The sequence below is a fragment of the Streptomyces albireticuli genome (assembly GCF_021228125.1).
GTDB lineage: Bacteria > Actinomycetota > Actinomycetes > Streptomycetales > Streptomycetaceae > Streptomyces > Streptomyces albireticuli.
The window spans coordinates 188425-214288 of the sequence record NZ_JAJQQS010000012.1 but is presented as its reverse complement, the minus strand read 5'-3'; the positions used below and the strand labels follow the sequence as shown (position 1 = coordinate 214288).

The following is a 25864-nucleotide window of genomic DNA, read 5'->3' as shown; positions in this document are numbered from 1 at the left end:
ACACCGCGGAACCCGGGGCGACCCGGGACCCGCGAAAAATAGCGGTTGCCGGTCTTGGAGAGGGGGAATGTTTGTGGGATCCGGTAGTGTTAACCTCAAGTCTGCACTCGAAGCCACATCGGCTCGGTGCTCTGTGTCCCGATCAGGGACCGCTTTTCTTCCGGGAGCCTCCCAAACTGCCTGAGCAGCCTGCCTGAGCAGATTCGAGCACGCTCCGGAATCGGCGTGGGTGACATGAGTGAAGTTCTTGCGTCATGTCTTCACCTCATTTCTTCACGCCGGAACCAATGAACTGATTCTTCCGCCGTACCGGCGGACCACCGCCCCGGCCCGGTCCGCACAGCCAGACCGCAGCCGGACAGCACAACCGGTCGCCGAGCCAGACAGGCCGACGCCCGCTCCAGGGAAGGACCCCTTCGTGAGCGACACCACCGATCTGATGGGCGTGACCGCCTCCGGCACTGCCAGCAGTGCCAAGGGCAATGCCTCCGCGCCCGCCACGGACGCTCCCGCCGCGCCTGCCACCGGTGCTGCCACCGCCCCCAAGCGGCGACGCTCGGGCACGGGCCTCGACGCCATGGTCCTGGCCGAGCTCCAGCAGCTCGCCTCCAGCCTCGGCATCAAGGGCACCGCGCGGATGCGTAAAGGCCAGCTGATCGAGGTCATCAAGGAACGGCAGGCCGGAGGCTCCGCCGCGCCCGCCAAGGCCGACGAGCAGGCCGCCGAGACCAAGCCGAAGCGCCGCGCCACCTCCAAGGCCCGTACGGGTGAGGCGGCCGCCGAGAAGGCCGACAAGCCCGCCGAGAAGGCCGCTGCCCAGCAGCAGATCGAGATCCCGGGCCAGCCGAGCAGCGACGAGCAGCCGGCCGGCGAGCGCCGCCGCCGCCGGGCCACCGCGCCCTCCGGCAGCCCCGAGCCCGCCGCCGAGGCCAAGGCCGAGGCGCGGACCGAGGACCGCGTGGCCGACAAGGCCGAGGCGGCCCTGGACAGCGCCGAGGGCAAGGGCGCCAAGGGCGCCGACCGCCAGGACCGCGCCGAGCGCGGCCAGAAGGGCGACCGCCGCGACCGCCAGGACCGTGGTGAGCGCGGCGAGCGTGGGGAGCGCGGCCAGCGCGGCGACCGTGACCGCGACCGCCGTGGCAACCGCGGCGAGGAGGCGGGCCAGGGCGCCGGCCGCCAGCAGCGTGACAACCGTGGCGCGCCGCAGGGCGGTCAGGGCCAGGCCGGCCCGCAGGACGACGACGACTTCGAGGGCGGCCGTCGCGGCCGTCGCGGCCGCTACCGCGACCGCCGTGGCCGCCGTGGCCGCGACGAGGGCTTCGGCAACGAGCCGCAGGTCTCCGACGACGACGTCCTGATCCCCGTCGCGGGCATCCTGGACATCCTCGACAACTACGCCTTCATCCGGACGTCCGGCTACCTCCCGGGTCCGAACGACGTCTACGTCTCCCTCGCCCAGGTCCGTAAGAACGGCCTGCGCAAGGGCGACCACGTCACCGGCGCGGTCCGGCAGCCGAAGGACGGCGAGCGGCGCGAGAAGTTCAACGCCCTTGTCCGCCTTGACTCGGCCAACGGCATGTCGGCCGAATCCGGCCGTGGCCGCCCGGAGTTCAACAAGCTCACCCCGCTCTACCCGCAGGACCGCCTGCGGTTGGAGACGGACCCCGGTGTGCTGACGACCCGGATCATCGACCTGGTCGCGCCGATCGGCAAGGGCCAGCGCGGTCTGATCGTGGCCCCGCCGAAGACCGGCAAGACCATGATCATGCAGGCGATCGCCAACGCGATCACCACCAACAACCCCGAGTGCCATCTGATGGTCGTCCTGGTCGACGAGCGTCCGGAAGAGGTCACCGACATGCAGCGGTCGGTCAAGGGCGAGGTCATCTCCTCGACCTTCGACCGCCCGGCCGAGGACCACACCACCGTCGCCGAGCTGGCCATCGAGCGCGCCAAGCGCCTCGTGGAGCTGGGTCACGACGTGGTCGTCCTGCTGGACTCGATCACCCGTCTGGGCCGCGCCTACAACCTGGCCGCCCCGGCCTCGGGCCGCATCCTGTCCGGTGGTGTCGACTCGACCGCGCTCTACCCGCCGAAGAAGTTCTTCGGCGCCGCGCGCAACATCGAGGACGGCGGCTCGCTGACCATCCTGGCCACCGCGCTGGTCGAGACCGGCTCGCGCATGGACGAGGTGATCTTCGAGGAGTTCAAGGGCACCGGCAACATGGAGCTCAAGCTCGACCGGAAGCTCGCCGACAAGCGCATCTTCCCGGCGGTCGACGTCGACCCGTCCGGCACCCGCAAGGAGGAGATCCTCCTGGGCGCCGACGAGCTGGCGATCGTCTGGAAGCTGCGGCGAGTGCTGCACGCGCTGGACTCGCAGCAGGCGATCGAGCTGCTTCTCGACAAGATGAAGCAGACGAAGTCGAACGCGGAGTTCTTGATGCAGATCGCGAAGACGACGCCGTCCAACGGCAACGACTGAGCGCGGCTGTAGCGCACTACCGGGGCCTCCCCGCCACACCCGTGGCGGGGAGGCCCCGCGCGTATCCCCGACGGGGAAAACCCCGCCGTGACCTCACCGTGACCTTTTGAGAGATGCACCACAGGCCCGGCCCCCGCGAATGGCCGGAACCGATATCCCCGCATTGGCCGAAAGCGCAGGTCGCAATGGGGGTGAAAGATCCATTCGCCCCCCCGCGGCCACCGGATTTCTAAGAAGGTCCTCAGAAAACGCTGTGCAACCCTGACGCAGGCTTCCCCGTCATGAGAGATGACGGCGGACCCCGGCCGCCCAGCGCGGCCGGATCGGCGGGGGTAGCCGGGAACCAGCGGAGAACAGAGGACGACGATGGCTGACGACAGCAAGAGCACGAGGGCGGGAGCGCACCGCCGCCGTGCCCGCGGGTCCGGTGGCCGGCGTCGCAAGGCGCGTACGCGCCGCAAGGGGCGAATAGCCCTCTGGACGGCCGGCGGGCTCGTCCTCGTGGCCGGCGCGGGCGCCGGCGTCCTGTACTTCAAGTTCAACGGCAATCTGCACAGCGTCGACATCAACGCGGCCCTCGGCAAGAACCGCCCCGAGAACGTCGACAACGGCTCCCAGGACATCCTCGTCCTCGGCTCCGACTCCCGGGCCGGCGCCAACAGCGCCTACGGCAAGGACGAGGGCAGCTCCCGCTCCGACACGGCGATGATCGTCCACGTCTACGCGGGTCACAAGAAGGCCAGCGTCGTCAGCATCCCCCGGGACACCATCGTGCCCCGCCCCGAGTGCCGGACGCCCGACGGCAAGAAGACCCCGGCCGTCAAGCGCGCCCAGTTCAACGAGGCGTACTCGGTGGGCGGCGCGAGCTGCGCGGTCGCCACCGTCGAGGCGATGACCAACATCCGGATGGACCACTACCTGGAGGTCGACTTCGCCGGCTTCCAGAAGCTGATCGACAAGCTCGGCGGCGTCGAGGTCACCACCACCAAGCCGATCAAGGACAGGTGGAGCCACCTCGATCTGGAGGCGGGCACCCACACCCTCAACGGCGAGCAGTCCCTCGGCCTCGTCCGCACCCGGCACGGCGTCGGCGACGGCGGCGACCTCGGCCGGATCAAGCTCCAGCAGGCGTTCATCAAGGCGCTGCTGGACCAGATCAAGCACGTCGGCCTGTTCACCAGCCCCACCAAGCTCTACGGGATCGCCGACACCGCCACCAAGGCGCTCACCACCGACCGCGAGCTCGCCTCCGTCGACAAGCTGTACTCGTTCGCCAACGGCCTCAAGGGCATCGGCTCCGACGACATGCAGATGGTGACCCTGCCGGTCGCGGACGACCCCCTGGACCACAACCGCGTGATCCCGGTGGCCGAGGCCACCGAGCCGCTCTGGACGGCCCTCCGGGCCGACCGGGAGATCCCGGAGTCCGTCCTCAAGGACGCCGCGGGCGCGAAGACCGGCGCCGAGGGCGTCGTCAAATAGCCCGTCGGCCGGCCCCCCGGCCGGCCCACCGTCCCCCGGGGCACCAGGGAAAACGGCCGGTGGAATAACCGGCCGCCACCTCTCGTTTTGGGGGATACGGCCAGTCCTGGCAAACTGGTACGTCGGCCCCGGTTCACGTAAGGCAATCCCGCCCTGCGACCCGGAGCCCTCCCGAACCTAGGAGATCCCTTGAAGCGCGACATCCACCCGGATTACGTCGAGACCCAGGTCAGCTGCACCTGTGGCGCGTCGTTCACCACCCGTAGCACCGTCGCCGACGGCACCATCCGCGCCGACGTCTGCTCCGAGTGCCACCCGTTCTACACGGGCAAGCAGAAGATCCTCGACACCGGTGGCCGCGTGGCCCGCTTCGAGGCCCGCTTCGGCAAGGCCGCCGCTGCCAAGAAGTAGCGACCCGCAGGCGCCGGTTCCCGGTCGCCCTTCGCGCGCGAGGGGTGACCGGACCGGCGCTTTGTCGTCCAGCAGGCCCGTCACTTCCAGCTAGGGAAACTTGATGTTCGAGGCAGTCGAGGAACTGATCGGTGAGCACGCCGACCTCGAGAAGCGGCTCGCCGACCCCGCCGTACACGCGGACCAGGCCAACGCCCGCAAGCTCAACAAGCGCTACGCCGAGCTGACGCCGATCGTCGCGACCTACCGCTCCTGGAAGCAGGCCGGCGACGACATCGAGACCGCGCGCGAGCTGGCCCAGGTCGACCCCGACTTCGCCGCCGAGGTCAAGGAGCTGGACAAGCAGCGCGAGGCCCTCACCGAGAAGCTGCGCCTGCTGCTGGTGCCCCGCGACCCCAGCGACGACAAGGACGTCATCCTCGAGGTCAAGGCCGGCGCCGGCGGCGACGAGTCGGCGCTCTTCGCCGGCGACCTGCTGCGCATGTACCTGCGCTACGCCGAGCGCGTCGGCTGGAAGACCGAGATCATCGACTCCACCGAGTCCGAGCTCGGCGGATACAAGGACGTCCAGGTCGCGGTGAAGACCAAGGGCGGCAACGGCGCCACCGAGCCCGGCCAGGGAGTCTGGGCCCGGCTGAAGTACGAGGGCGGCGTCCACCGCGTCCAGCGCGTGCCGGCCACCGAGTCCCAGGGCCGCATCCACACCTCCGCCGCCGGCGTGCTCGTCACGCCCGAGGCCGAGGAGGTCGACGTCGAGATCAACATGAACGATCTGCGCATCGACGTCTACCGCTCCTCCGGCCCCGGCGGCCAGTCCGTCAACACCACGGACTCCGCGGTCCGCATCACCCACCTGCCGACCGGCGTCGTCGCCTCCTGCCAGAACGAGAAGAGCCAGCTCCAGAACAAGGAGCAGGCCCTGCGCATCCTGCGCTCGCGACTGCTGGCCGCCGCCCAGGAGAAGGCCGAGGCCGAGGCCGCCGACGCGCGCCGCAGCCAGGTCCGCACCGTCGACCGCTCCGAGAAGATCCGGACGTACAACTTCCCGGAAAACCGCATCTCGGACCACCGGGTCGGCTTCAAGGCGTACAACTTGGACCAGGTGCTCGACGGCGACCTGGACGCGGTGATCCAGGCCTGCGTCGACGCCGACTCCGCCGCGAAGCTGGCCGCCGCCGGCTGACCGGCCACGTCAGGCCCGTCCCGCCCGCCGGGCGGGCCCGACGCCCCGGCCCCGCCGGGGACCCCGCCCGGCGCGAGCCGGGGAAGACCGACGACACCGTACGAACGCGCGAGAGGACCACCGTGAACCTGCTGCTCGCCGAGGTGGCGCAAGCCACCCAGCGGCTGGCCGACGCCGGCGTACCTTCGCCGCGCTTCGACGCGGAGGAGCTCGCCGCCTTCGTGCACGGCGTCAAGCGGGGTGAGCTGCACAACGTCGCGGACGCCGACTTCGACGCCCGCTACTGGGAGGCCGTCGCCCGCCGCGAGGCCCGTGAGCCCCTCCAGCACATCACCGGCCGCGCCTTCTTCCGCTATCTGGAGCTCCAGGTCGGCCCCGGCGTCTTCGTGCCCCGCCCCGAGACCGAGTCGGTCGTCGGCTGGGCCATAGACGCCGTGCGCGCCATGGACGTCGTCGAGCCCCTGATCGTCGACCTGTGCACCGGCTCCGGCGCCATCGCGCTCGCCTTGGCACAGGAGGTGCCCCGCTCCCGGGTGCACGCCGTCGAGCTGGACGAGACGGCGCTCGGCTGGGCCCGTAAGAACGTCGAGGGCTCCCGGGTCACCCTCCACCACGGCAACGCCCTCACGGCGCTGCCCGAGCTCGACGGCCAGGTCGACCTGGTCGTCAGCAACCCCCCGTACATCCCGCTCACCGAGTGGGAGTACGTCGCCCCCGAGGCCCGCGACCACGACCCCGAGCTGGCGCTCTTCTCCGGCGAGGACGGCCTCGACACCATCCGCGGCATCGAGCGCACCGCCCACCGGCTGCTGCGCCCCGGCGGCGTCGTCGTGATCGAGCACGCCGACACGCAGGGCGGCCAGGTGCCGTGGATCTTCGCGGAGGAGTCGGGCTGGGCGGACGCCGCCGATCACCCCGACCTCAACAACCGCCCGCGCTTCGCGACCGCGCGGAAGGCGATGCCGTGACCGCGGCTTCCCAGACTCCTGCCCTGTCCGCCCCGTACGAGGAGGTCCGTTAAATGGCACGGCGATACGACTGCAGCGACGCGACCGACCGCAAGACCGGTCTGCGTGAGGCGGTCGCCGCGGTCCGCCGCGGTGAGCTGGTCGTGCTGCCCACCGACACCGTGTACGGGATCGGCGCGGACGCCTTCAGCCGGGACGCCGTGGGCGGCCTCCTGGAGGCCAAGGGGCGCGGCCGGGGCATGCCCTCGCCCGTCCTGGTCGGCTCCCCGAACACCCTGCACGGCCTCGTCACGGACTTCTCCGAGCAGGCGTGGGAGCTCGTCGACGCCTTCTGGCCCGGCGCGCTGACCCTCGTCGCCAACCACCAGCCGTCGCTGACCTGGGACCTCGGGGAGACCCGTGGCACGGTGGCCGTACGGATGCCGCTGCACCCCGTCGCCATCGAGCTGCTGACCGAGTTCGGTCCGATGGCCGTCTCCAGCGCCAACCTCACCGGCCACCCGGCGCCGCAGGACTGCGACGCCGCCCAGGAGATGCTCGGCGACTCCGTCTCCGTCTACCTCGACGGCGGCCCCACCCCCGCCGACGTGCCGTCCTCCATCGTGGACGTCACCGGCAAGGTCCCCGTCCTGCTGCGCGCCGGTGCCATCAGCGCCGAGCAGCTGCGCGAGGTAGTACCCGACCTCGAGGTGGCGAATTGATCGCCCCGCAGGGGCGTGGCATAGCGGGACCGGGCACGGACAGCACCACCGACACCTTCCGCATCCTCCACGTCAGCACCGGCAACGTCTGCCGCTCGCCCATCACCGAGCGGCTGTCCCGGCATGCCCTCGCCGACCGCCTCGGGGATCCCTTCGCCGGCGGTCTGGTGGTGGAGAGCGCGGGCACCTGGGGCCACGAGGGCGCCCCGATGGAGGCGCACGCCGCCACCGTCCTGGCCGACCTCGGCGCCGACCCGCACGGCTTCATCGGCCGTGAGCTGCTCGACGAGCATGTGATCCGCGCGGACCTGGTGCTCACCGCCACCCGCGACCACCGGGCCCAGGTCATCTCCATGGGCCACTCGGCGGGCCTGCGCACCTTCACGCTCAAGGAGTTCACCCGGCTGGTGCGGGCCATAGACCCCGCGACCCTCCCCGACCCGGCCCGGGCCGGCGGGGTGGTCGACCGCGCCCGCGCCCTGGTCCAGGCCGCCGCCGCGCTGCGCGGCTGGCTGCTGGCCCCGAACGCGGAGGCGGACGAGGTCCACGACCCGTACGGCGCTCCCATCACCTTCTTCCGCTCCATCGGCGACGAGATCAACCAGGCTCTCGACCCGGTCCTCACCGCGCTCACCGGGGTCGCCGGCCGGTCCTGAGTACCCGTCCGCCGGGCCGGGACGGCCGGTGACCACCGACGGGCAGGGCCACCGCTCCCGGCCGGGAGCGGACAGAACAGCACATATCCGGTATTCACCGGGCAGCTGCCGGGCATATGCCCCGGCGTGGGCCTACATTGGTGCCAAGACCATCGCGCCGCACAGGCCGGAGGCAGCGATGCCCGCCACCCGAGCTTCCACCCGTGACCCCGGCGCGCCCGCAGCCGCCGAGGCCGCCACCGAGGCCACCGCCGAGGCTGCCGGCCGGCCGCGCCCCGTGTGGGAGGGCGGCTTCGAGGCGCTGCTGCGGCAGGACCCCGAGCTCGCCGGGATCCTGGCCGGCGAGGCCCGCCGCCAGGCGGACGGCCTCCAGCTCAGCGCCGCCGAGAACTTCACCTCGCCCGCCGTCCTCGCCGCCCTCGGCTCCCCGCTGGCCAACAAGTACGCGGAGGGCTATCCGGGCGCCCGCCACCACGGCGGCTGCGAGCTGGTCGACCTCGCCGAGCGGATCGCCGTCGACCGGGCCAAGGCGCTCTTCGGCGCCGAGCACGCCAACGTCCAGCCGCACTCCGGCTCGTCCGCCGTCCTCGCCGCCTACGCCGCGCTGCTGTGCCCCGGGGACACCGTGCTCGCCATGGCTCTGCCGCAGGGCGGCCACCTCACCCACGGCTCCCCGGCGAACTTCTCCGGCCGGTGGTTCGACTTCGTCGGCTACGGCGTCCGCCGCGACACCGGCCTCATCGACTACGACCAGGTGCGCGCCCTCGCCCGCGCGCACCGGCCCAAGGCCGTCGTCTGCGGCTCGGTCTCCTACCCCCGCCACCCCGACTACGCCGCCTTCCGCGACATCGCCGACGAGGTGGGCGCCTACCTCGTCGCGGACGCCGCCCACCCGATCGGGCTGATCGCCGGGGGAGCGGCGCCCAGCCCCGTGCCGTACGCGGACGTGGTCTGCGCCACCACCCACAAGGTGCTGCGCGGCCCGCGCGGCGGGCTGCTGCTGTGCCGGGCCGGCCTCGCGAGCCGGATCGACCGGGCGGTCTTCCCGTTCACCCAGGGCGGCGGCCAGATGCACACCGTCGCGGCCAAGGCCGTCGCCTTCGGCGAGGCCGCCGGGCCCGCCTTCACCGCGTACGCCCATCAGGTCGTGGCCAACGCCCGCACGCTTGCCGCCGCCCTGGCCGCTGAGGGCCTCACGGTGACCACGGGCGGCACCGACACGCACATGATGACCGTCGACGTCTCCGGGCTCGTCCTGGACGCCCTCACGGCCCGCGGCAGGCTCGCGGCCTGCGGCGTCGTCCTGGACACCTGCGGACTGCCGCACGGGGCCGCCCCCGGTCTGCGGCTGGGCGCCGCCGCCGTCACCACCCAGGGCATGCGCGAGCCCGAGATGGCCCGGATCGCGGTGCTCATGGGGGCCGCGCTGCGCGGCGAGGGCCCCGGGGGCGCCGGTGCGGGGGAGACCAGGGGCACCCGGGGGACCCGAGCGGCGGTCGCCGAACTGGTCGCCGCCTTCCCGCCCTACCCTCCTTACCCGGATCACATCTGACAACTGCAACCATCGCGGGACGGCCGTTCGTCTGGAGCTGTATTCACGGATCGGGGGCGGACGCGAATATGGTGTGGGGCTGTGATGTCCAGCGAGATCTCTGGGGCAGCCCGTGCGTGAATACCTGCTGACGTTGTGCGTCACCGCCGCGGTCACCTATCTGCTGACGGGGCCGGTGCGGAAGTTCGCGATCGTGGCCGGGGCCATGCCGGAGATCCGCGCGCGCGACGTGCACCGCGAACCGACGCCACGCCTCGGCGGCATCGCCATGTTCGGCGGGCTGTGCGCGGGGCTGCTGGTCGCCGCCCACCTGTCGAACCTCGGCAAGGTCTTCGAGCTCGGCAGCGAACCCCGGGCGCTGCTCTCCGGCGCCGGTCTGATCTGGATCCTGGGCGTCCTGGACGACAAGTGGGGCGTCGACGCCCTGGTGAAGCTCGGCGGCCAGATGATCGCCGCCGGTGTGATGGTGCTCCAGGGCCTGACCATCCTGTGGATCCCGGTGCCCGGCGTCGGCACGGTCTCCCTCACCTCGATGCAGGGCACGCTGCTCACCGTCGCGCTGGTCGTGATCACCATCAACGCGGTCAATTTCGTCGACGGCCTGGACGGCCTGGCCTCGGGCATGGTCTGCATCGCCGCCGCGGCGTTCTTCCTCTACGCGTACCGGCTGTGGTTCGGCCACAACGTGGAGGCGGCCGCCCCCGCGACGCTGTTCGCCGCCGTCCTGATGGGCATGTGCCTGGGCTTCCTGCCGCACAACATGCACCCCGCGCGCATCTTCATGGGCGACTCCGGCTCGATGCTCATCGGGCTGGTGCTGGCCGCGGGCGCCATCTCCATCACCGGCCAGGTCGACCCCGACCTGCTCTACCAGCAGGTCGGCGGCGAGCGGAACGCCGTGCAGACGATGGTGCCGGTCTACATCCCGCTGCTGCTCCCGCTCACGGTCATCGCGGTGCCGGTCGCGGACCTGCTGCTGGCGATCGTCCGGCGGACCTGGAACGGCCAGTCGCCGTTCGCCGCGGACCGCGGCCACCTGCACCACCGCCTGCTGGAGCTCGGTCACTCGCACAGCCGAGCCGTCCTGATCATGTACTTCTGGTCGGCGCTCATCGGCTTCGGCACGGTGGCCTACTCCGTGCACTCGGCGAGTGTCTGGATCGTGCTGCTGATCGTGGCCCTGAGCGCGGTGGGCCTGGTGTTGCTGCTGCTGCCGCGCTTCAAGCCGCGCGCGCCGCGCTGGGCCGAGTCGTTCGTACCGCCGCGCTACCGCCGCCGGGCCGTGGCCGCTCCCGCCGCCCTGAGCCCGGCCGAGGCCGCCGCCGCCGCGGACGCGGCGGGCCTGCACGGGGCCACCGCCGTGGGCGCCCGGGCCGACGCGGACGCCGTGGCCGCCGGGGAGCGGGAGCCCGTCCCGGCCGGACTGCACGGCGCGACGGCCATCGGCGACCGCTCGCGCTTCGGCCACGCACGGAAGATCAGCAGCCCTCGCTGAGCGGAGCAGGGGGGTCACGGAGAGGTCACGGGAGGCCAAACGGAGGACGGTCCTCTAGCAGAGGAATCAGGGTCTCGTCAGCGCTACGACCAGCCACTTCACCCCTGCGTGTGATGTCGAGCACACGATGTAGGTAAAGACCTCATCAAATAGTTTGTGATACCGTTCACGAAACCCGGTGCTGAAGCCGAAGGACCGTAGTGCGGCGGCCCTTCGTCGCGAGTCCATGTCTCACTCCCGGGGATACGCTCGTTCACGACGAATCGTTGCTTCCGATCGCCGGAGAAACCCTTCATGCAGTCCAACGACGCCCGAACACTCCTTCAGTGCGCCGTCCCGACCGCCGCCGCCGGTGTTGTCGCAGTCGCCGTCAGCGGAGCGCTGGCCGGGGGCAAGGGCGCGATCGGCGGTGCCGTCGGCACGTTGGTCGCGGGCGGCGTCATGGCCATGGGGCTCTACGTTCTCCAGCGCACGGCCAAGTCCTTCCCGCACTTGTTCCAGGCCATGGGCCTGGTTCTCTATGTGACGCAGTTCCTGATCGCGGCCGTCGTGCTCGCGGTCTTCCGGGACACGTCGCTCTTCAACACCCGGGCCTTCGCGTTCTCCCTGCTCGCCGCGGTCCTCGTGTGGACCGCCGCCCAGACGCGGGCGTATCTGAAGGCCAAGATCCTTTATGTGGATCCGGAATCCGCCGAGGCGAAGAACACCACGCCCGCCGGGTCTCCGACGTGACCGGTAGGGCCGGAATAAAGGTGCCGGCGCTCACCTGCTATCGTCCGGTGCCATCTGAGGCACAGTGGGCGCAGGCGGCTGAACTCCCGAGTTTCCCGGGACGGAATCGGCGGTCCATGCAGCTGATGCCGAATACCCCGACCGGCCCCGCGCCGATCACGCCCCCCATCCGCATGACCAGTCCAGTGCCGTTCCGCGGCTGCGCGCCGTGCCGACACAACGAGGTTGCCGTACCTATGCGCCACGCTGAAGGAGCTCGCGGTGAGTGCTGACCAGATGCTCGCCTTCGAGACCGATTGCCACATCTTCGATGGGTGCGGCTTCCCGGCCCCAGGGCTTCACTCGTTCCTGTTCGAACCGATCTTCAGCATTGGCGGCTTCGACTTCAACAAGCCGATGCTGCTGGCCGTCCTGAGCACGGTCGTGATCATCGGTTTCTTCTGGGCGGCGTTCGGCCGGGCCAAGGTGGTCCCCGGCAAGTTGCAGATGGTCGGTGAGGCGGGCTACGACTTCGTGCGCCGCGGCATCGTCTATGAGGCGCTCGGCAAGAAGGAGGGCGAGAAGTACGTCCCCCTGATGGTCTCGCTGTTCTTCTTTGTCTGGATCATGAACCTCTGGTCGATCATTCCGGTCGCCCAGTTCCCCGTGACCTCGATCATCGCCTTCCCGGCGGCGCTCGCCCTGATCGTCTACGTCCTCTGGATGTACCTGACGTTCAAGAAGCACGGCTTCATCGGCGGCCTGAAGAACATCACGGGCTACGACAAGGCGCTGGGTCCGATCCTGCCGCTGGCAGTGGTCCTCGAGTTCTTCTCGAACGTGATCATCCGCCCGTTCACCCACGCGGTCCGACTCTTCGCCAACATGTTCGCCGGCCACCTGCTGATCCTGATGTTCACGGTCGCCAGCTGGTACCTGCTGAACGGCATCGGGATCGCCTACGCCGGTGTGTCCTTCGTGATGACCATCGTGATGACCGCCTTCGAGCTCTTCATCCAGGCCGTCCAGGCGTACGTCTTCGTGCTGCTGGCCACCAACTACGTCCAGGGCGCTCTCGCCGAGCATCACTGAGCCCCACCCGGACCCCCGTCCACGCAATCGTCCGGTGGCCAACCCCCACCGGTCCGTGAAAGAGAAGGAAGAACGAGCATGTCTGCTGCTCTCCAGACCATCGCCGCTGGTGTCGAGATCAAGGGCAACCTGGGCTCGATCGGCTACGGCCTCGCCGCGATCGGCCCCGGCGTCGGCGTCGGCATCGTCTTCGGTAACGGCACCCAGGCGCTGGCCCGTCAGCCCGAGGCCGCCGGCCTGATCCGCGCCAACCAGATCCTCGGCTTCGCCTTCTGTGAGGCGCTCGCCCTGATCGGTCTGGTCATGCCGTTCGTCTACCCGTCTGCCTGATCGCAGCCTGACGACCACTGTTTTCGACGGAAGGCATTGATGTGAACGCCCTGATGTTGGCGTCGGAGGGGGAAATGGAACCCCCCCTCCTCCCGCCGCTCCCAGAGCTCGTCATCGGCCTGATCGCCTTCGCCATCGTCTTCTTCTTCCTCGCCAAGAAGCTCCTCCCGACGATCAACAAGTCTCTGGACGAGCGTCGCGAGGCCATCGAAGGCGGCATGGAGAAGGCCGAGGCCGCCCAGGCCGAGGCTCAGCAGGTGCTCGAGGACTACCGGGCACAGCTCGCGGATGCCCGCCACGAGGCCTCCCGGCTGCGCCAGGAAGCCCAGGAACAGGGTGTCGCGCTGATCGCCGACATGCGGTCCGAGGGCCAGCGCCAGCGCGAGGAGATCATCGCTGCCGGTCACGCCCAGATCGAGGCCGACCGCAAGGCCGCCGCGGCCTCGCTCCGCCAGGACGTGGGCAAGCTCGCCGGCGACCTGGCCGGCCGGATCGTCGGCGAGTCCCTCACGGACGCGACCCGGCAGAGCCGCACCGTCGACCGCTTCCTCGATGACCTCGAGGCCAAGGCGGCCGACCAGAAGAAGGCCGAGGCCACCCGATGAGCGGAGCGAGCCGGGAGGCACTGGCCTCCGCACGCGAGAGCCTCGACGCACTCGCGGACAACACGTCCGTGGACGCGGCGAAGCTCGCCGACGAGCTCGCGGCGGTCACCGGGCTGCTGGACCGCGAGGTCTCGCTGCGCCGGGTCCTGACCGACCCGGCGCAGAGCGGCGAGGCCAAGGCCGAGCTGGCCAAGCGCCTGATCGGCGGACAGGTCGGCGGCGAGACCGCCGACCTGCTGGTCGGCATGGTCCGCTCCCGCTGGTCGCGCTCGCGTGACCTGGTGGACGCGGCCGAGGAGCTCGCCTCCGGCGCCGACCTCGTCGCCGCCGAGCGCGCGGGTGTCCTGGACGACGTCGAGGACGAGCTGTTCCGCTTCGGCCGGATCGTGAGCTCCAGCAGCGAGCTCCGTTCCGCGCTGACGGACAAGGTCGCCGACCGCACGGCCAAGGCCGGTCTGGTCCGTGAGCTCCTGGGCGGCCGGGCCAACCCGGTCACCGAGCGGCTCGTGGTCCGACTGGTGACCGCGCCGCGTGGTCGTAGCCTGGAGTCGGGGCTGAACGCCCTCTCCAAGCAGGCCGCCGACCGCCGGGACCGGATGGTCGCGGAGGTCACCTCCGCGGTGCCGATGAGCGATGCCCAGAAGCAGCGCCTCGGTGACGTCCTGGCCAAGCTGTACGGCCGTCGTGTCCACCTCAACCTGGACGTGGACCCCGAGATCCTCGGCGGTGTCCAGGTGCGGATCGGCGACGAGGTCATCAACGGCAGCATCGCGGACCGTCTCGCCGAGGCGGACCGACGGATGGCCGGCTGACCAGCCACCAATTCAAGAGCATGACTGACGGCCCGGGTTGGGCCGACGGTGTCCTCCGGGGGCCCGCAGCGCGACCGCTGTGGGCACCACACCCCGGAGAAGAAATACTTCGGGCCCAACAAGGAGAGCAGGGAACCCAGATGGCGGAGCTCACGATCCGGCCGGAGGAGATCCGGGACGCGCTGGAGAACTTTGTCCAGGCGTACAAGCCGGACGCGGCCTCGCGCGAGGAGGTCGGTACGGTCAGCGTTGCCGGCGACGGCATCGCGAAGGTCGAGGGTCTTCCCTCGGCCATGGCGAACGAGCTGCTGCGGTTCGAGGACGGAACCCTCGGTCTCGCCCTCAACCTCGAGGAGCGCGAGATCGGTGCGGTCGTCCTCGGCGAGTTCAGCGGCATCGAGGAGGGCCAGCCGGTGCAGCGCACCGGTGAGGTGCTCTCCGTCGCGGTGGGCGAGGGCTACCTCGGCCGCGTCGTCGACCCGCTGGGCAACCCGATCGACGGCCTCGGCGAGATCGCGACCGAAGGACGCCGCGCCCTGGAGCTGCAGGCTCCCGGCGTCATGGTCCGTAAGTCGGTCCACGAGCCGATGCAGACCGGTCTCAAGGCCGTCGACGCCATGGTGCCGATCGGCCGTGGCCAGCGTCAGCTGATCATCGGTGACCGTCAGACCGGCAAGACCGCGCTGGCCGTCGACACGATCATCAACCAGCGCGACAACTGGCGCTCGGGCGACCCGAAGAAGCAGGTCCGCTGCATCTACGTCGCCATCGGCCAGAAGGGCTCCACCATCGCGTCCGTGCGCGGCGCGCTGGAGGAGGCCGGCGCCCTGGAGTACACGACGATCGTCGCCGCTCCCGCGTCCGACCCGGCCGGCTTCAAGTACCTCGCCCCGTACACCGGCTCGGCCATCGGCCAGCACTGGATGTACCAGGGCAAGCACGTCCTGATCGTCTTCGACGACCTCTCGAAGCAGGCCGACGCCTACCGCGCCGTGTCCCTGCTGCTGCGCCGCCCGCCGGGCCGTGAGGCCTACCCGGGTGACGTCTTCTACCTGCACTCGCGTCTGCTGGAGCGCTGCGCCAAGCTCTCCGACGACATGGGCGCCGGTTCGATGACCGGTCTGCCGATCGTCGAGACCAAGGCCAACGACGTCTCGGCGTTCATCCCGACCAACGTCATCTCCATCACCGACGGCCAGTGCTTCCTGGAGTCCGACCTGTTCAACGCGGGCCAGCGCCCGGCGCTGAACGTCGGTATCTCGGTCTCCCGCGTCGGTGGCTCCGCCCAGCACAAGGCCATGAAGCAGGTCTCCGGCCGACTCCGTGTCGACCTCGCCCAGTACCGCGAGCTGGAGGCGTTCGCCGCCTTCGGTTCCGACCTGGACGCGGCCTCGAAGTCGCAGCTGGAGCGCGGCAAGCGCATGGTCGAGCTGCTGAAGCAGGGCCAGTACGCCCCGTACTCCGTCGAGGACCAGGTCGTCTCCGTCTGGGCCGGCACCACCGGCAAGATGGACGACGTGCCGGTCGAGGACATCCAGCGCTTCGAGCGCGAGATGCTCGACTACCTGGGCCGTGAGCACAAGGGCCTGATGACCAGCATCGTCGAGGGCGGCAAGATGTCCGACGACACCCTCCAGGCGCTCGCCGACGCCATCGCCACCTTCAAGAAGCAGTTCGAGACCTCGGACGGCAAGCTTCTCGGTGACGACGCCACGGCCGGCTCCGCGAAGTGACCACGACGGAAGGGACCTGATCCATGGGAGCCCAGCTCCGGGTCTACAAGCGTCGCATCCGCTCCGTCACCGCGACCAAGAAGATCACCAAGGCGATGGAGATGATCGCCGCCTCGCGCATCGTCAAGGCGCAGCGCCAGGTGGCGGCATCGACGCCGTACGCGAGTGAGCTCACTCGCGCGGTGACGGCAGTGGCGACCGGCTCGAACACCAAGCACGCCCTGACCACCGAGGTCGAGAGCCCGGTCCGGGCCGCGGTGCTGCTCGTCACGAGCGACCGCGGTCTGGCCGGCGGCTACTCCTCCAACGCCATCAAGGCCGCGGACCGCCTCACCGAGCGCCTGCGCTCGGAGGGCAAGGACGTCGTCACGTACATCATCGGCCGCAAGGGCGTGGCGTACTACGGCTTCCGGGAGCGCCCGGTCGTGGAGTCGTGGACCGGCTTCACCGACAGCCCGACCTACGCGGACGCCAAGAAGGTCGCGGGCCCGCTGATCGAGGCCGTCCAGCTGGACACGGCCGAGGGCGGCGTGGACGAGCTGCACATCGTCTTCACCGAGTTCGTCTCGATGATGACGCAGTCGCCGGTGGAGAAGCGGCTGCTGCCGCTGACCCTCGACAAGGCGGAGGAGGACGAGGAGGCGAAGGGCAAGATCCTTCCGCTCTTCGACTTCGAGCCCTCGGCCGAGGACGTCCTCGACGCGCTGCTGCCGCGGTACGTCGAGAGCCGGATCTACAACGCCCTGCTGCAGTCGGCCGCCTCCGAGCACGCCGCCCGCCGCCGTGCGATGAAGTCGGCGACCGACAACGCCGGCGAACTCATCAAGTCGCTGTCGCGGCTTGCGAACGCGGCCCGCCAGGCCGAAATCACCCAGGAAATCAGCGAGATCGTCGGTGGCTCCAGTGCCCTGGCCGACGCTAACGCGGGGAGTGACTGACCACTATGACCACGACTGTTGAAACCGCCACGGCCACCGGCCGCGTCGCGCGGGTCATCGGCCCGGTCGTCGACGTGGAGTTCCCCGTCGACGCGATGCCGGAGATCTACAACGCGCTGCACGTCCAGGTCGCCGACCCGGCCGAGGACGGCAAGCTCAAGACGCTGACCCTTGAGGTCGCGCAGCACCTGGGCGAGGGCCTGGTCCGCGCCATCTCGATGCAGCCCACCGACGGCCTGGTCCGCCAGGCCGCCGTCACCGACACGGGCACGGGCATCACCGTCCCCGTCGGCGACGTCACCAAGGGCAAGGTGTTCAACACCCTCGGTGAGATCCTGAACAAGCCGGAGGCCGAGTCCGAGGTCACCGAGCGCTGGGCGATCCACCGCAAGGCCCCCAGCTTCGACCAGCTCGAGTCCAAGACCGAGATGTTCGAGACCGGCGTCAAGGTCATCGACCTTCTCACCCCGTACGTCAAGGGTGGAAAGATCGGTCTGTTCGGTGGTGCCGGTGTCGGCAAGACCGTTCTGATCCAGGAAATGATCTACCGCGTGGCCAACAACCACGACGGTGTGTCGGTGTTCGCCGGTGTCGGTGAGCGCACCCGTGAGGGCAACGACCTCATCGAGGAAATGACCGACTCGGGCGTCATCGACAAGACGGCGCTCGTCTTCGGCCAGATGGACGAGCCCCCGGGCACCCGTCTGCGCGTCGCCCTGGCCGGTCTGACCATGGCGGAGTACTTCCGCGATGTGCAGAAGCAGGACGTGCTCTTCTTCATCGACAACATCTTCCGTTACACCCAGGCCGGCTCCGAGGTGTCCACCCTGCTCGGCCGTATGCCGTCCGCGGTGGGTTACCAGCCGAACCTGGCGGACGAGATGGGTCTGCTGCAGGAGCGCATCACCTCGACGCGTGGTCACTCGATCACCTCGATGCAGGCGATCTACGTCCCCGCGGACGACCTGACCGACCCGGCCCCGGCCACGACCTTCGCGCACCTCGACGCGACGACCGTGCTGTCGCGTCCGATCTCGGAGAAGGGCATCTACCCGGCGGTCGACCCGCTGGACTCGACGTCCCGCATCCTGGACCCGCGCTACATCGCGCAGGACCACTACGAGTGCGCCTCGCGCGTCAAGACGGTCCTGCAGAAGTACAAGGACCTTCAGGACATCATCGCGATCCTCGGTATCGACGAGCTGGGCGAAGAGGACAAGCTGGTCGTCCACCGCGCCCGTCGCGTCGAGCGCTTCCTGTCGCAGAACACCCACGTGGCGAAGCAGTTCACCGGCGTGGACGGTTCGGACGTGCCGCTCGACGAGTCGATCGCCGCGTTCAACGCGATCTGCGACGGTGAGTACGACCACTTCCCCGAGCAGGCGTTCTTCATGTGCGGTGGCATCGAGGACCTCAAGGCCAACGCCAAGGAGCTGGGCGTCTCCTAAGGCCCCGTGCCTTTCGACCGGGGGCGGGGCGCTCCCGCCCCCGGTCGTCACGTCCCCTATTCTTTGACCCAACACCCGCCGCACCCGGCGGGTGGAGACCCGAGGAGCCACGTTGGCTGCTGAGCTGCACGTCGAGCTGGTCGCGGCGGACCGAAGCGTCTGGTCCGGCGAGGCCACTCTGGTCATCGCGCGTACCACATCGGGTGACATCGGCGTCATGCCCGGCCACCAGCCGCTGCTCGGTGTGCTGGAGTCCGGCCCGGTGACCATCAAGACCGCCGACGGCAATGTCGTCGCCGCGGTGCACGGCGGGTTCATCTCGTTCGCGGACGACAAGCTGTCGCTCGTCGCCGAGGTCGCCGAGCTCGCCGACGAGATCGATGTCCAGCGCGCCGAGCGCGCGCTGGAGCGTGCGAAGTCGGAGGCCGACGCGGCCGCCGAGCGTCGCGCGGATGTCCGGCTGCGTGCGGTCACGGGCGTTCACTAGCCCGCGACCCACAGAGATCGTCCCTCAGCCGCGGACCGCACTGGAACATTCCAGGGCGGTTCGCGGCTGAGGCAATACAGGTGCGGTTGCTCTAGATGATGCGAGGAGGTCGGTGGAGATGGTCCTCGCTCTGCTCGTGAGCGGCATCGTCGTCTTGCTGGTGCTGTTGGGGCTGTTCGTCTTCGGGCTGCGCAGACGGCTGATCCAGCGGTCCGGCGGCACCTTCGACTGCAGCCTGCGGTGGAACGTGCCCGAGACGGATCCCACCCCTGACGGCAAGGGGTGGGTGTACGGCGTCGCCCGCTACAACAGTGACCGGATCGAGTGGTTCCGGGTCTTCTCGTACGCGTACCGGCCCCGTCGGCTGCTGGAGCGCGCGTCGATCGAGGTGCTGGAGCGGCGTCCCCCGCTGGGCGACGAGGAGCTGGCCCTGCTGTCCGACGCGGTCGTGCTGATCTGCGCGCACCGGGGCACGCGCCTGGAGCTGGCGATGAGCGAGGACGCCCTGACGGGCTTCCTGGCGTGGCTGGAGGCGGCGCCGCCCGGTCAGCGCGTGAACGTGGCTTAGGTCTCCGCGGTGGTGAATCGCCGGCCGGGTCGGACATGCGTCCGACCCGGCCGGCGATTCCCGTTATCGGAGGCCGTTGTCGACCGCGGTCATCAGCGTGCCGCTGTCACCCGACATCTCCCAGATCATCACGCCGCCCAGCCCCTTCGTCTTCAGCCAGGCCGTCTTCTTGTTGATCGACCAGACGTCGTCGAAGGTCCACCACTGGCCGTTATTGCCGGTGTAGCCGTACGTGGCGACCGACTGTTCGTCGTGGTGGACGGTGAGGCCCGCGACGGACGCGATCAGGTTGTCGTAGCCGCGTGTCCCCGACTCCTCCGGGAACTGGCCGGGGGCCGCCCCGTTCGCCGTCTGCCAGACGCCGCGCTCGCCGCCGTCGGCGACCTGCTGCCAGCCGCGTCCGTAGAAGGCCAGCCCGAGCACGACCTTCTTCGGGTCGACCCCGGCGTCGAGGTAGGCCCGGACGGTCTTCTCGGCGCTGAACTTCGTCGTGTACGGGTCCTTGGCGTCCTCGTAGAGGTTGCCCTGGTGGCCGGTCCGGTTGGGTTCCCAGCTGTTGTCGCTGCCCGAGCCGTGGAAGTCGTAGCCCTGGACGTTGGCGAAGTCCATGTAGTCGAAGACGCTGGGCGTGCCGTCCTTGGTGGTGATGTCCCAGCCCGCCTCGATCTTGCCCGGGTCGGCCGGGGTGAAGGCTGTGAGCAGGTACTTCTTGCCCGTGGTGCCGCTCAGGGCGTCGAGCTGGCGGCGGAACTCCGCGAAGAGCAGGGTGTTGTTGGCCTTGTCGTCCTTGGAGACGTGGTTGCCGGCGTGGCCCTCGGCGCCGGGCCACTCCCAGTCGAGGTCGAAGCCGTCGAAGATCCCGGCCGCTACCCCGGCGCCGCCCCGGCCGCCCGCGGCCGGCAGGTCACCCTTGATGTACATGTCGATGCAGGACTTCACGAACTTCTGCCGGGAGGCGTCGGTCTTGGCGACGTCCGAGAAGTACTTGCTGTAGGTCCAGCCGCCGATGGACATGTTGATCTTGAGGTTGGGGTGCTTGGCCTTGAGCTTCTTCAGCTGGTTGAAGTTGCCGGCCAGCTTCTGGTCCCAGGTGTCGCCCACGCCGTCGACCGACTCCCCGGCGGAGAAGCCCTTCTCGTAGTCGGCCCAGGAGTCGCCCGCGCCGTCGCCCTGGTTGGGGTCCTGGGGGTTGGGTGTGGTGGCCTTGGTGACGCCATTGAGGCAGGTGAGGTTCGTGGGGTGGATATTGGAGAAGGAATAGTTGATGTGGGTCAGCTTGGCCGCGGCGCCGGTGGTCTCCAGGGACTTCACCGTGTAGCCGCGCCCGTAGATGCCCCACTGGACGAAGTAGCCCACCTTGGCGCGGTCGACCGGCGGCTGGGTGCCGCCCCCGGTGGTCCGTACGGTCAGCGGGGCGCTGGCCTTGCCGGTCTGGTCGGCGCTGTCGCGGGCCACGACGGTGTAGGTGTAGTCGGTGCCCGCGGTGAGGCCGGTGTCCTTGTGGGTCAGCTTGCCCACCGTGGCGACCTTCGAGGTGCCCCGGTAGACGTCGTAGTTCTTGACGCCCTTGTCGTCGGTGGCGGCGGGCCACTTCAGGGTGACGGTCGTGTCGGTGACCGCCGTCGCGGCCGGGGTGCCGGGTGCGGAGGGCGGCTTGTCGGTGCCGCCGCCGGAGCCGGTGCGCAGGGTGGCGGAGGGGCTCGCGGGGCCGGTCTGGCCCGCGGTGTCCCGGGCGACGACCTTGTAGGTGTAGTCGGTGTCGGCGGTGAGGCCGGTGTCGGTGAACGCCGTGGTGGAGACCGTGCCGACGACGGTCTCACCGCGGTAGACGTCGTAGTTCTTGACGCCCTTGTCGTCCGTGGCCGCGGCCCAGGTCAGGGCGATGCTGCTGGCGGTGACCCCGGTGGAGGAGGGCTGTCCCGGGGCGCTGGGCGGGGTGTCGGCGGGGGAGCCCTCACAGGGGCCGCCGTCGAGCTTGCAGCCGGTGGGGTCGCCGTTGCCCGCGGCGACGAAGCCGAAGGTGACGCTCGCGCCGGGGGCGATGGTGCCGTTGTACTCCCGGTTCTTGGCGGTGTGGTGGGTGCCCGAACTGGTGATCAGCGCGTCCCAGTAGGCGCCGACGGTGGTCCCTGAGGGGAAGTCCCACTCGACGGTCCAGGAATTGATGGTCGTGGTGCCGGTGTTCCGGACCGTCCACTCGGCCTGATAGCCGGTGCCCCAGTCGGAGGTCTTGGCGAAGGTGGCGGTGGCTCCTGCTGCCTGGGGTGCCGCCCGGGGCGCCTGGGACGCCGCTTGCGAGGCCGTGGAGAGGCCGACGAGAGCGGCGGCCGGAAGCAGGAGCGCGGAGAACAGCGCCACCGCTCTGGATAAGGGACGTCTGCTGCGTCGTGAGATGCCTGTGCTCAAGGGTGCTCCTCGAGAGTGGGCCGGCTGGTGGGGGGCCGTTCTGCTGGCCGGTGCGCCGTCGGGTGAGTGTGCGCTATCCGGTCGTCCTCACCACGACTGTGAAGGGAGGGTAGAAAGGTCCGTACTAACGGTCAAGAGGTCTGGACCATCCCCAACTCCTGTGCCAGCACCGCCGCTTGCACCCGACTGCGCAGCTCCAGCTTGGCCAGCAACCGGCTGACGTGCGTCTTCACCGTCGCCTCCGCCATGCGCAGCCGCGCCGCGACCTCCGCGTTCGACAGCCCCTCGCCCAAACAGGCCAGCACCTCGCGCTCCCGGCGAGTGAGGGCGTCCAGCACCGAGGGGTCCGGCGCCCCCGGCGGGCGTACGGGCGCGGGGCGCGCGAACTCCGCGATCAGCCGGCGGGTCACCGCCGGGGAGATCAGGCCCTCGCCACGCGCCACCGTCCGCACCGCCGCGACCAGATCGGCGGCCTCGCTGTCCTTCAGCAGGAACCCCGAAGCCCCCGCGCGCAGCGCCCCGAACACATACTCGTCCAGGTCGAAGGTGGTGAGCACCAGGACGTCGGCCAGCCCCTCGCCGGTCACCAGCCGGGTGGCCGACACCCCGTCCATGCGCGGCATCTGCACATCCATCAGCACCAGATCGGGCCGCAGCTCACGGGCCAGCCGGACGGCCTCCTCACCGTCCGCCGCCTCCCCGACGACCTCGATGCCGGGCGCCGAACGCAGGATGAGGACCAGCCCGGAGCGCACGGCCGCCTGGTCCTCGGCCACCACGACCCGGATCCGCTCCCCGGCCCCTCCACCGCCTCGGGCGTCCCCGGCCGGGCCCGCCGCCTCCGGTGTCCCGCCACGTCGCTCCGTCATCGGATCCCCTTCTCCGCCTTCTCCGGCCTCTCGGAACCTCACCGGTTCTCCGGCTTCTCCGGCACTGCCTCACCTGACAGCGGCAGCAGCGCCCGCACCCGCCACACCTTGCCCGCGGGGCCCTGCGCCGGGCCCGCCTCGAACGTCCCGTCGAGCAGCGCCACCCGCTCGCCCATCCCGACCAGCCCCGCACCCGAACCCGGCGCCCGGGGCACCGGCGCGGCCCCGAACGGGCTGGTCACCTCCGTCAGCAGCGACCCGCCTTCCCCCGCCAGCCGCACGGCGACCTCACCCGGCGCCGCGTGCTTCACCGCGTTCGTCAGCGACTCCTGCACGATGCGGTACGCCGCCAGCTCCACCGGCGCCGGCAGCGGGCCGGGCCCCCGCTCGTCCCGCAGCACGAACGTGAACCCGTCGTCCACCACGGCCTTGCGGGCGTGGTCCAGCAGCGCGTCGACCCCGTCCAGCCGGGGCGTGGCCGCGGGCTCGCTCTCGGCTCCGGCCTGGCGCAGCAGCCCGATGAGCCGGCGCATCTCGGCCAGCCCCTGCACACTGTTCTCCCGGATGACCCCGAGCGCCTCACGGGACGTGCCCGGCTCGTTTATCGACAGTGCCGCCGAGGAGTGGATCGCGATCGCCGACAGGTGGTTCGCCACCATGTCGTGCAGCTCCCGCGCCATCCGGGCGCGCTCCGCGCCCACCGCCTGCCGACGGTCCAGCTCGGCCAGCAGTGCCGTCCGCTCGGCCTCCAGCCGGGCCGCCCGCGCCGCGTCCCGGTGCCGGCGGATGCCCACCCCGGTCCAGGCGGGCGCCACCAGGATCACCCCGACACCGAACCCGATCAGCAGCGCCTCCGGCTCCCGCATCAGGCCCACCGCCAGCAGCGTGGCCAGCAGCGTGAGGACCTCGCAGACCCGGGGGATCCGCCAGGCGACCGACGGCCGCCCGTAGAGCACCGCCGCGTAGACGACGTCCGTGTACATGGCGATGGTCGCGACGAGCGAGCCCGAGCAGATGTCGACCGCGAGCGTGAGCGTGCCGATCACCAGCCCCGTCAGCGGGGCGCTGCGCCGCAGCAGTTCCACGCCGCACATCACGACCAGGGCCGCCAGGCTCAGCCACTTCGGCAGCCCGAACAGCGCCGGGTTGTTGCGCAGGCCGAGGAACCACAGGAGGAGGCCGCCGAGCAGCCCGACGACCGCGATGATCACATCGTCGCGCTCGGGGCGGCGGGGGAGACGGAGGACGCTGGCCGGCATGCGTCCATCACAGCACGTGGGAGCGGGTGCGGTCGTCCTCTGCCGGGCGCTTCGCCCCGGCGCGCGCTACATCGAACGATGCAGTCCGGGATCCTCACGCGCGACGAGGAAAAGGGCGTCCCGCGCCGGGAGGCTGGAGGCGAGGGAAGGAGAGATCCGTGATCGTCACGTTGATCATCGCGTGCGAGGTGGGCTTCTGGGTCCTGCTGGCCGGCGGGCTGAGCCTGCGCTACCTGGCCCGGATGCCGCGCACCGGGGCCGCGGTGCTGCTGCTGGAGCCCGTACTGGAGCTCGTCCTGCTGATCGCCACGGCGGTCGACCTGAAGAACGGCGCGCAGGCCGATTTCAAGCACGGTCTGGCCGCCGTCTACATCGGCTTCTCGGTGGGCCTCGGGCACTCCACGATCAAGTGGGTCGACGTCCGCTTCGCCCACCGCTTCGCGGGCGGCCCGCCGCCGGTGAAGCCACCGAAGTACGGCACGGCCCGCGCCGTCCACGAGTGGAAGACGGCCGCGCGCTGGATCCTGGCGGCCGTCGTCGCCATCGGCCTGCTCCAGGCCGCGACCTGGTACGTGGGCGACTCGGGTGACACCAGCACGCTGCGCGGCTGGCAGACCAGGATGCTCTTCGTGGTCGGCATCAACCTCGTCATCGCGCTGAGCTACACCCTCTGGCCCAAGCGGCCGAAGCCCGGGGCCGCCACCGAGTCGGTGACCGCCGACGAGGCCGGGGCCGAGCGCCCCCGGGTCTACGGGAAGCGCTGACTCACCGCTCCCCGCCCGGCACCCACAGCACGTCCCCCACCTCCCTGTTGGCCGTCCGCGCCAGAATGCCGCGTCTTCCGGGGGCAACCCCCGAACCCCCGGCCGGGCCAGGAGCGGCGTTCGGCCGACGTCTTCGGGGCGCTTTCCGGGTCGTCGGGCAGGGCGTGGGCCCGGGCCTCGTTCCTCACCGCTCCCCGCCCGGCACCCACAGCACGTCACCCACCTCCCTGTTGGCCGTCCGCGCCAGAATGAACAGCAGGTCCGACAGCCGGTTGAGGTAGGTGGCCGTGAGCGGGTTCATGATGTCGGCGTGCAGTTCCAGGGCCGCCCACGTGGAGCGCTCCGCCCGTCGGACCACCGTGCAGGCCTGGTGGAGCAGGGCCGCGCCGGGGGTGCCGCCGGGCAGGATGAAGCTGCGGAGCTTCTCCAGGTCCTCCAGGAAGCGGTCGCAGTCCGCCTCCAGCTTGTCGATGTACGGCTGTTCGACCCGCAGCGGCGGGTACTTGGGGTTCTCGGCGACCGGCGTCGCCAGGTCGGCGCCCACGTCGAAGAGATCGTTCTGGATGCGTACGAGCACCTTCACGACCTCCTCGGGCAGCTGCCCGAGCGCGATGGCCACCCCGATGGCGGCGTTGGCCTCGTTGGCGTCGGCGTAGGCGGCGATGCGGGTGTCCGTCTTCACGGTGCGGCTCATGTCGCCGAGGGCGGTCGTGCCGCTGTCACCGGTGCGGGTGTAGATGCGCGTCAGATTGACCATGGGACGAGCGTAGCCACGCACCGGCCCGGCGGGAGGGGTGCCCGGGCGGCCGTGTCCCCGGCTCGCGGCCTGTGACCCCTGGGGCTGGAGTGGCTCAACTGAGGCGTGGGGCCAGGCTGGTGGCCGTCTCGATGTGATGTCCGTCATGTGGG

General features: G+C 70.4%; 24 protein-coding genes. 20 read left to right on the top strand and 4 right to left on the bottom strand.

Annotated elements, in window-relative coordinates; translation table 11 throughout:
- Nucleotides 1–418: 418 nt before the first annotated feature.
- From rho to LUZ64_RS22370, 19 genes are all read left to right on the top strand, one after another.
- Entirely contained in the window at nt 419–2485 is a 2067-nt protein-coding gene (rho, locus tag LUZ64_RS22460) for a transcription termination factor Rho (protein ID WP_095582653.1), read from the top strand.
- 366 nt (nt 2486–2851) lie between these two features.
- Nucleotides 2852–3967, top strand: coding sequence for an LCP family protein (locus tag LUZ64_RS22455; RefSeq protein WP_095582654.1), 1116 nt, complete (start codon nt 2852–2854; stop codon nt 3965–3967).
- 189 nt (nt 3968–4156) lie between these two features.
- Nucleotides 4157–4378: a 50S ribosomal protein L31 gene (rpmE, locus tag LUZ64_RS22450; protein WP_087926259.1), complete on the top strand. Its 222-nt coding sequence runs from the start codon at nt 4157–4159 to the stop codon at nt 4376–4378.
- Nucleotides 4379–4481: 103 nt separating this feature from the next.
- Entirely contained in the window at nt 4482–5561 is a 1080-nt protein-coding gene (gene prfA, locus LUZ64_RS22445) for a peptide chain release factor 1 (protein ID WP_087926258.1), read from the top strand.
- A 122-nt stretch (nt 5562–5683) separates the two neighbouring features.
- Complete coding sequence (prmC, locus tag LUZ64_RS22440) at nt 5684–6529, top strand: peptide chain release factor N(5)-glutamine methyltransferase (RefSeq protein WP_087926257.1); 846 nt, start codon at nt 5684–5686, stop codon at nt 6527–6529.
- Between the two features lie 53 nt (nt 6530–6582).
- Nucleotides 6583–7230: an L-threonylcarbamoyladenylate synthase gene (locus tag LUZ64_RS22435; RefSeq protein ID WP_095582655.1), complete on the top strand. Its 648-nt coding sequence runs from the start codon at nt 6583–6585 to the stop codon at nt 7228–7230.
- The gene (locus tag LUZ64_RS22430) at nt 7227–7886 is read left to right on the top strand and encodes an arsenate reductase/protein-tyrosine-phosphatase family protein (protein ID WP_095582656.1); all 660 of its coding nucleotides are present in this window, start codon (nt 7227–7229) and stop codon (nt 7884–7886) included. The genes LUZ64_RS22435 and LUZ64_RS22430 overlap by 4 nt, the downstream gene beginning before the upstream one ends.
- Nucleotides 7887–8064: 178 nt before the next feature.
- Nucleotides 8065–9438, top strand: coding sequence for a serine hydroxymethyltransferase (gene glyA, locus LUZ64_RS22425; RefSeq protein WP_095582657.1), 1374 nt, complete (start codon nt 8065–8067; stop codon nt 9436–9438).
- Between the two features lie 112 nt (nt 9439–9550).
- Nucleotides 9551–10933 carry an MraY family glycosyltransferase gene (locus LUZ64_RS22420; protein WP_095582658.1) on the top strand — a complete coding sequence of 461 codons (1383 nt, stop codon included), beginning with the start codon at nt 9551–9553 and terminating at the stop codon, nt 10931–10933.
- A 294-nt stretch (nt 10934–11227) separates the two neighbouring features.
- Nucleotides 11228–11665, top strand: a complete 438-nt coding sequence (locus LUZ64_RS22415; protein WP_087926252.1) for a Cg1360 family ATP-synthase-associated protein — start codon at nt 11228–11230, stop codon at nt 11663–11665.
- Nucleotides 11666–11926: 261 nt separating this feature from the next.
- The gene (atpB, locus tag LUZ64_RS22410) at nt 11927–12736 is read left to right on the top strand and encodes a F0F1 ATP synthase subunit A (RefSeq protein WP_087926251.1); all 810 of its coding nucleotides are present in this window, start codon (nt 11927–11929) and stop codon (nt 12734–12736) included.
- 78 nt (nt 12737–12814) lie between these two features.
- Nucleotides 12815–13066: an ATP synthase F0 subunit C gene (gene atpE / locus LUZ64_RS22405; protein WP_087926250.1), complete on the top strand. Its 252-nt coding sequence runs from the start codon at nt 12815–12817 to the stop codon at nt 13064–13066.
- Between the two features lie 53 nt (nt 13067–13119).
- Nucleotides 13120–13671, top strand: coding sequence for a F0F1 ATP synthase subunit B (locus LUZ64_RS22400; RefSeq protein WP_269755678.1), 552 nt, complete (start codon nt 13120–13122; stop codon nt 13669–13671).
- Entirely contained in the window at nt 13668–14483 is an 816-nt protein-coding gene (locus tag LUZ64_RS22395) for a F0F1 ATP synthase subunit delta (protein WP_095582660.1), read from the top strand. The genes LUZ64_RS22400 and LUZ64_RS22395 overlap by 4 nt, the downstream gene beginning before the upstream one ends.
- 140 nt (nt 14484–14623) lie before the next feature.
- Entirely contained in the window at nt 14624–16216 is a 1593-nt protein-coding gene (gene atpA / locus LUZ64_RS22390; protein ID WP_095582661.1) for a F0F1 ATP synthase subunit alpha, read from the top strand.
- Between the two features lie 23 nt (nt 16217–16239).
- On the top strand, nt 16240–17154 hold the full coding sequence (locus LUZ64_RS22385) for a F0F1 ATP synthase subunit gamma (RefSeq protein WP_095582662.1): 915 nt from the start codon (nt 16240–16242) through the stop codon (nt 17152–17154).
- A gap of 5 nt (nt 17155–17159) precedes the next feature.
- Nucleotides 17160–18602 carry a F0F1 ATP synthase subunit beta gene (atpD, locus tag LUZ64_RS22380; protein ID WP_095582663.1) on the top strand — a complete coding sequence of 481 codons (1443 nt, stop codon included), beginning with the start codon at nt 17160–17162 and terminating at the stop codon, nt 18600–18602.
- A 112-nt stretch (nt 18603–18714) separates the two neighbouring features.
- Nucleotides 18715–19089: a F0F1 ATP synthase subunit epsilon gene (locus LUZ64_RS22375; RefSeq protein WP_087926244.1), complete on the top strand. Its 375-nt coding sequence runs from the start codon at nt 18715–18717 to the stop codon at nt 19087–19089.
- A gap of 118 nt (nt 19090–19207) precedes the next feature.
- Entirely contained in the window at nt 19208–19657 is a 450-nt protein-coding gene (locus tag LUZ64_RS22370) for a DUF2550 domain-containing protein (RefSeq protein WP_095582664.1), read from the top strand.
- 63 nt (nt 19658–19720) lie between these two features.
- On the opposite strand, the gene LUZ64_RS22365 is transcribed toward LUZ64_RS22370, so the two are convergent.
- The 3 genes from LUZ64_RS22365 to LUZ64_RS22355 form a co-directional block, all read right to left on the bottom strand.
- Nucleotides 19721–22063, bottom strand: coding sequence for a glycoside hydrolase family 18 chitinase (locus LUZ64_RS22365; protein ID WP_095582665.1), 2343 nt, complete (start codon nt 22061–22063; stop codon nt 19721–19723).
- 131 nt (nt 22064–22194) lie between these two features.
- Nucleotides 22195–22932 carry a response regulator gene (locus LUZ64_RS22360; protein ID WP_095582666.1) on the bottom strand — a complete coding sequence of 246 codons (738 nt, stop codon included), beginning with the start codon at nt 22930–22932 and terminating at the stop codon, nt 22195–22197.
- 38 nt (nt 22933–22970) lie between these two features.
- The gene (locus tag LUZ64_RS22355; protein WP_095582667.1) at nt 22971–24191 is read right to left on the bottom strand and encodes a sensor histidine kinase; all 1221 of its coding nucleotides are present in this window, start codon (nt 24189–24191) and stop codon (nt 22971–22973) included.
- Nucleotides 24192–24349: 158 nt separating this feature from the next.
- Between LUZ64_RS22355 and LUZ64_RS22350 the strand changes: the two genes are divergently transcribed.
- Complete coding sequence (locus LUZ64_RS22350; protein ID WP_095582668.1) at nt 24350–24955, top strand: hypothetical protein; 606 nt, start codon at nt 24350–24352, stop codon at nt 24953–24955.
- Between the two features lie 184 nt (nt 24956–25139).
- On the opposite strand, the gene LUZ64_RS22345 is transcribed toward LUZ64_RS22350, so the two are convergent.
- On the bottom strand, nt 25140–25712 hold the full coding sequence (locus tag LUZ64_RS22345; RefSeq protein WP_095582669.1) for a cob(I)yrinic acid a,c-diamide adenosyltransferase: 573 nt from the start codon (nt 25710–25712) through the stop codon (nt 25140–25142).
- Nucleotides 25713–25864 lie beyond the last annotated feature (152 nt).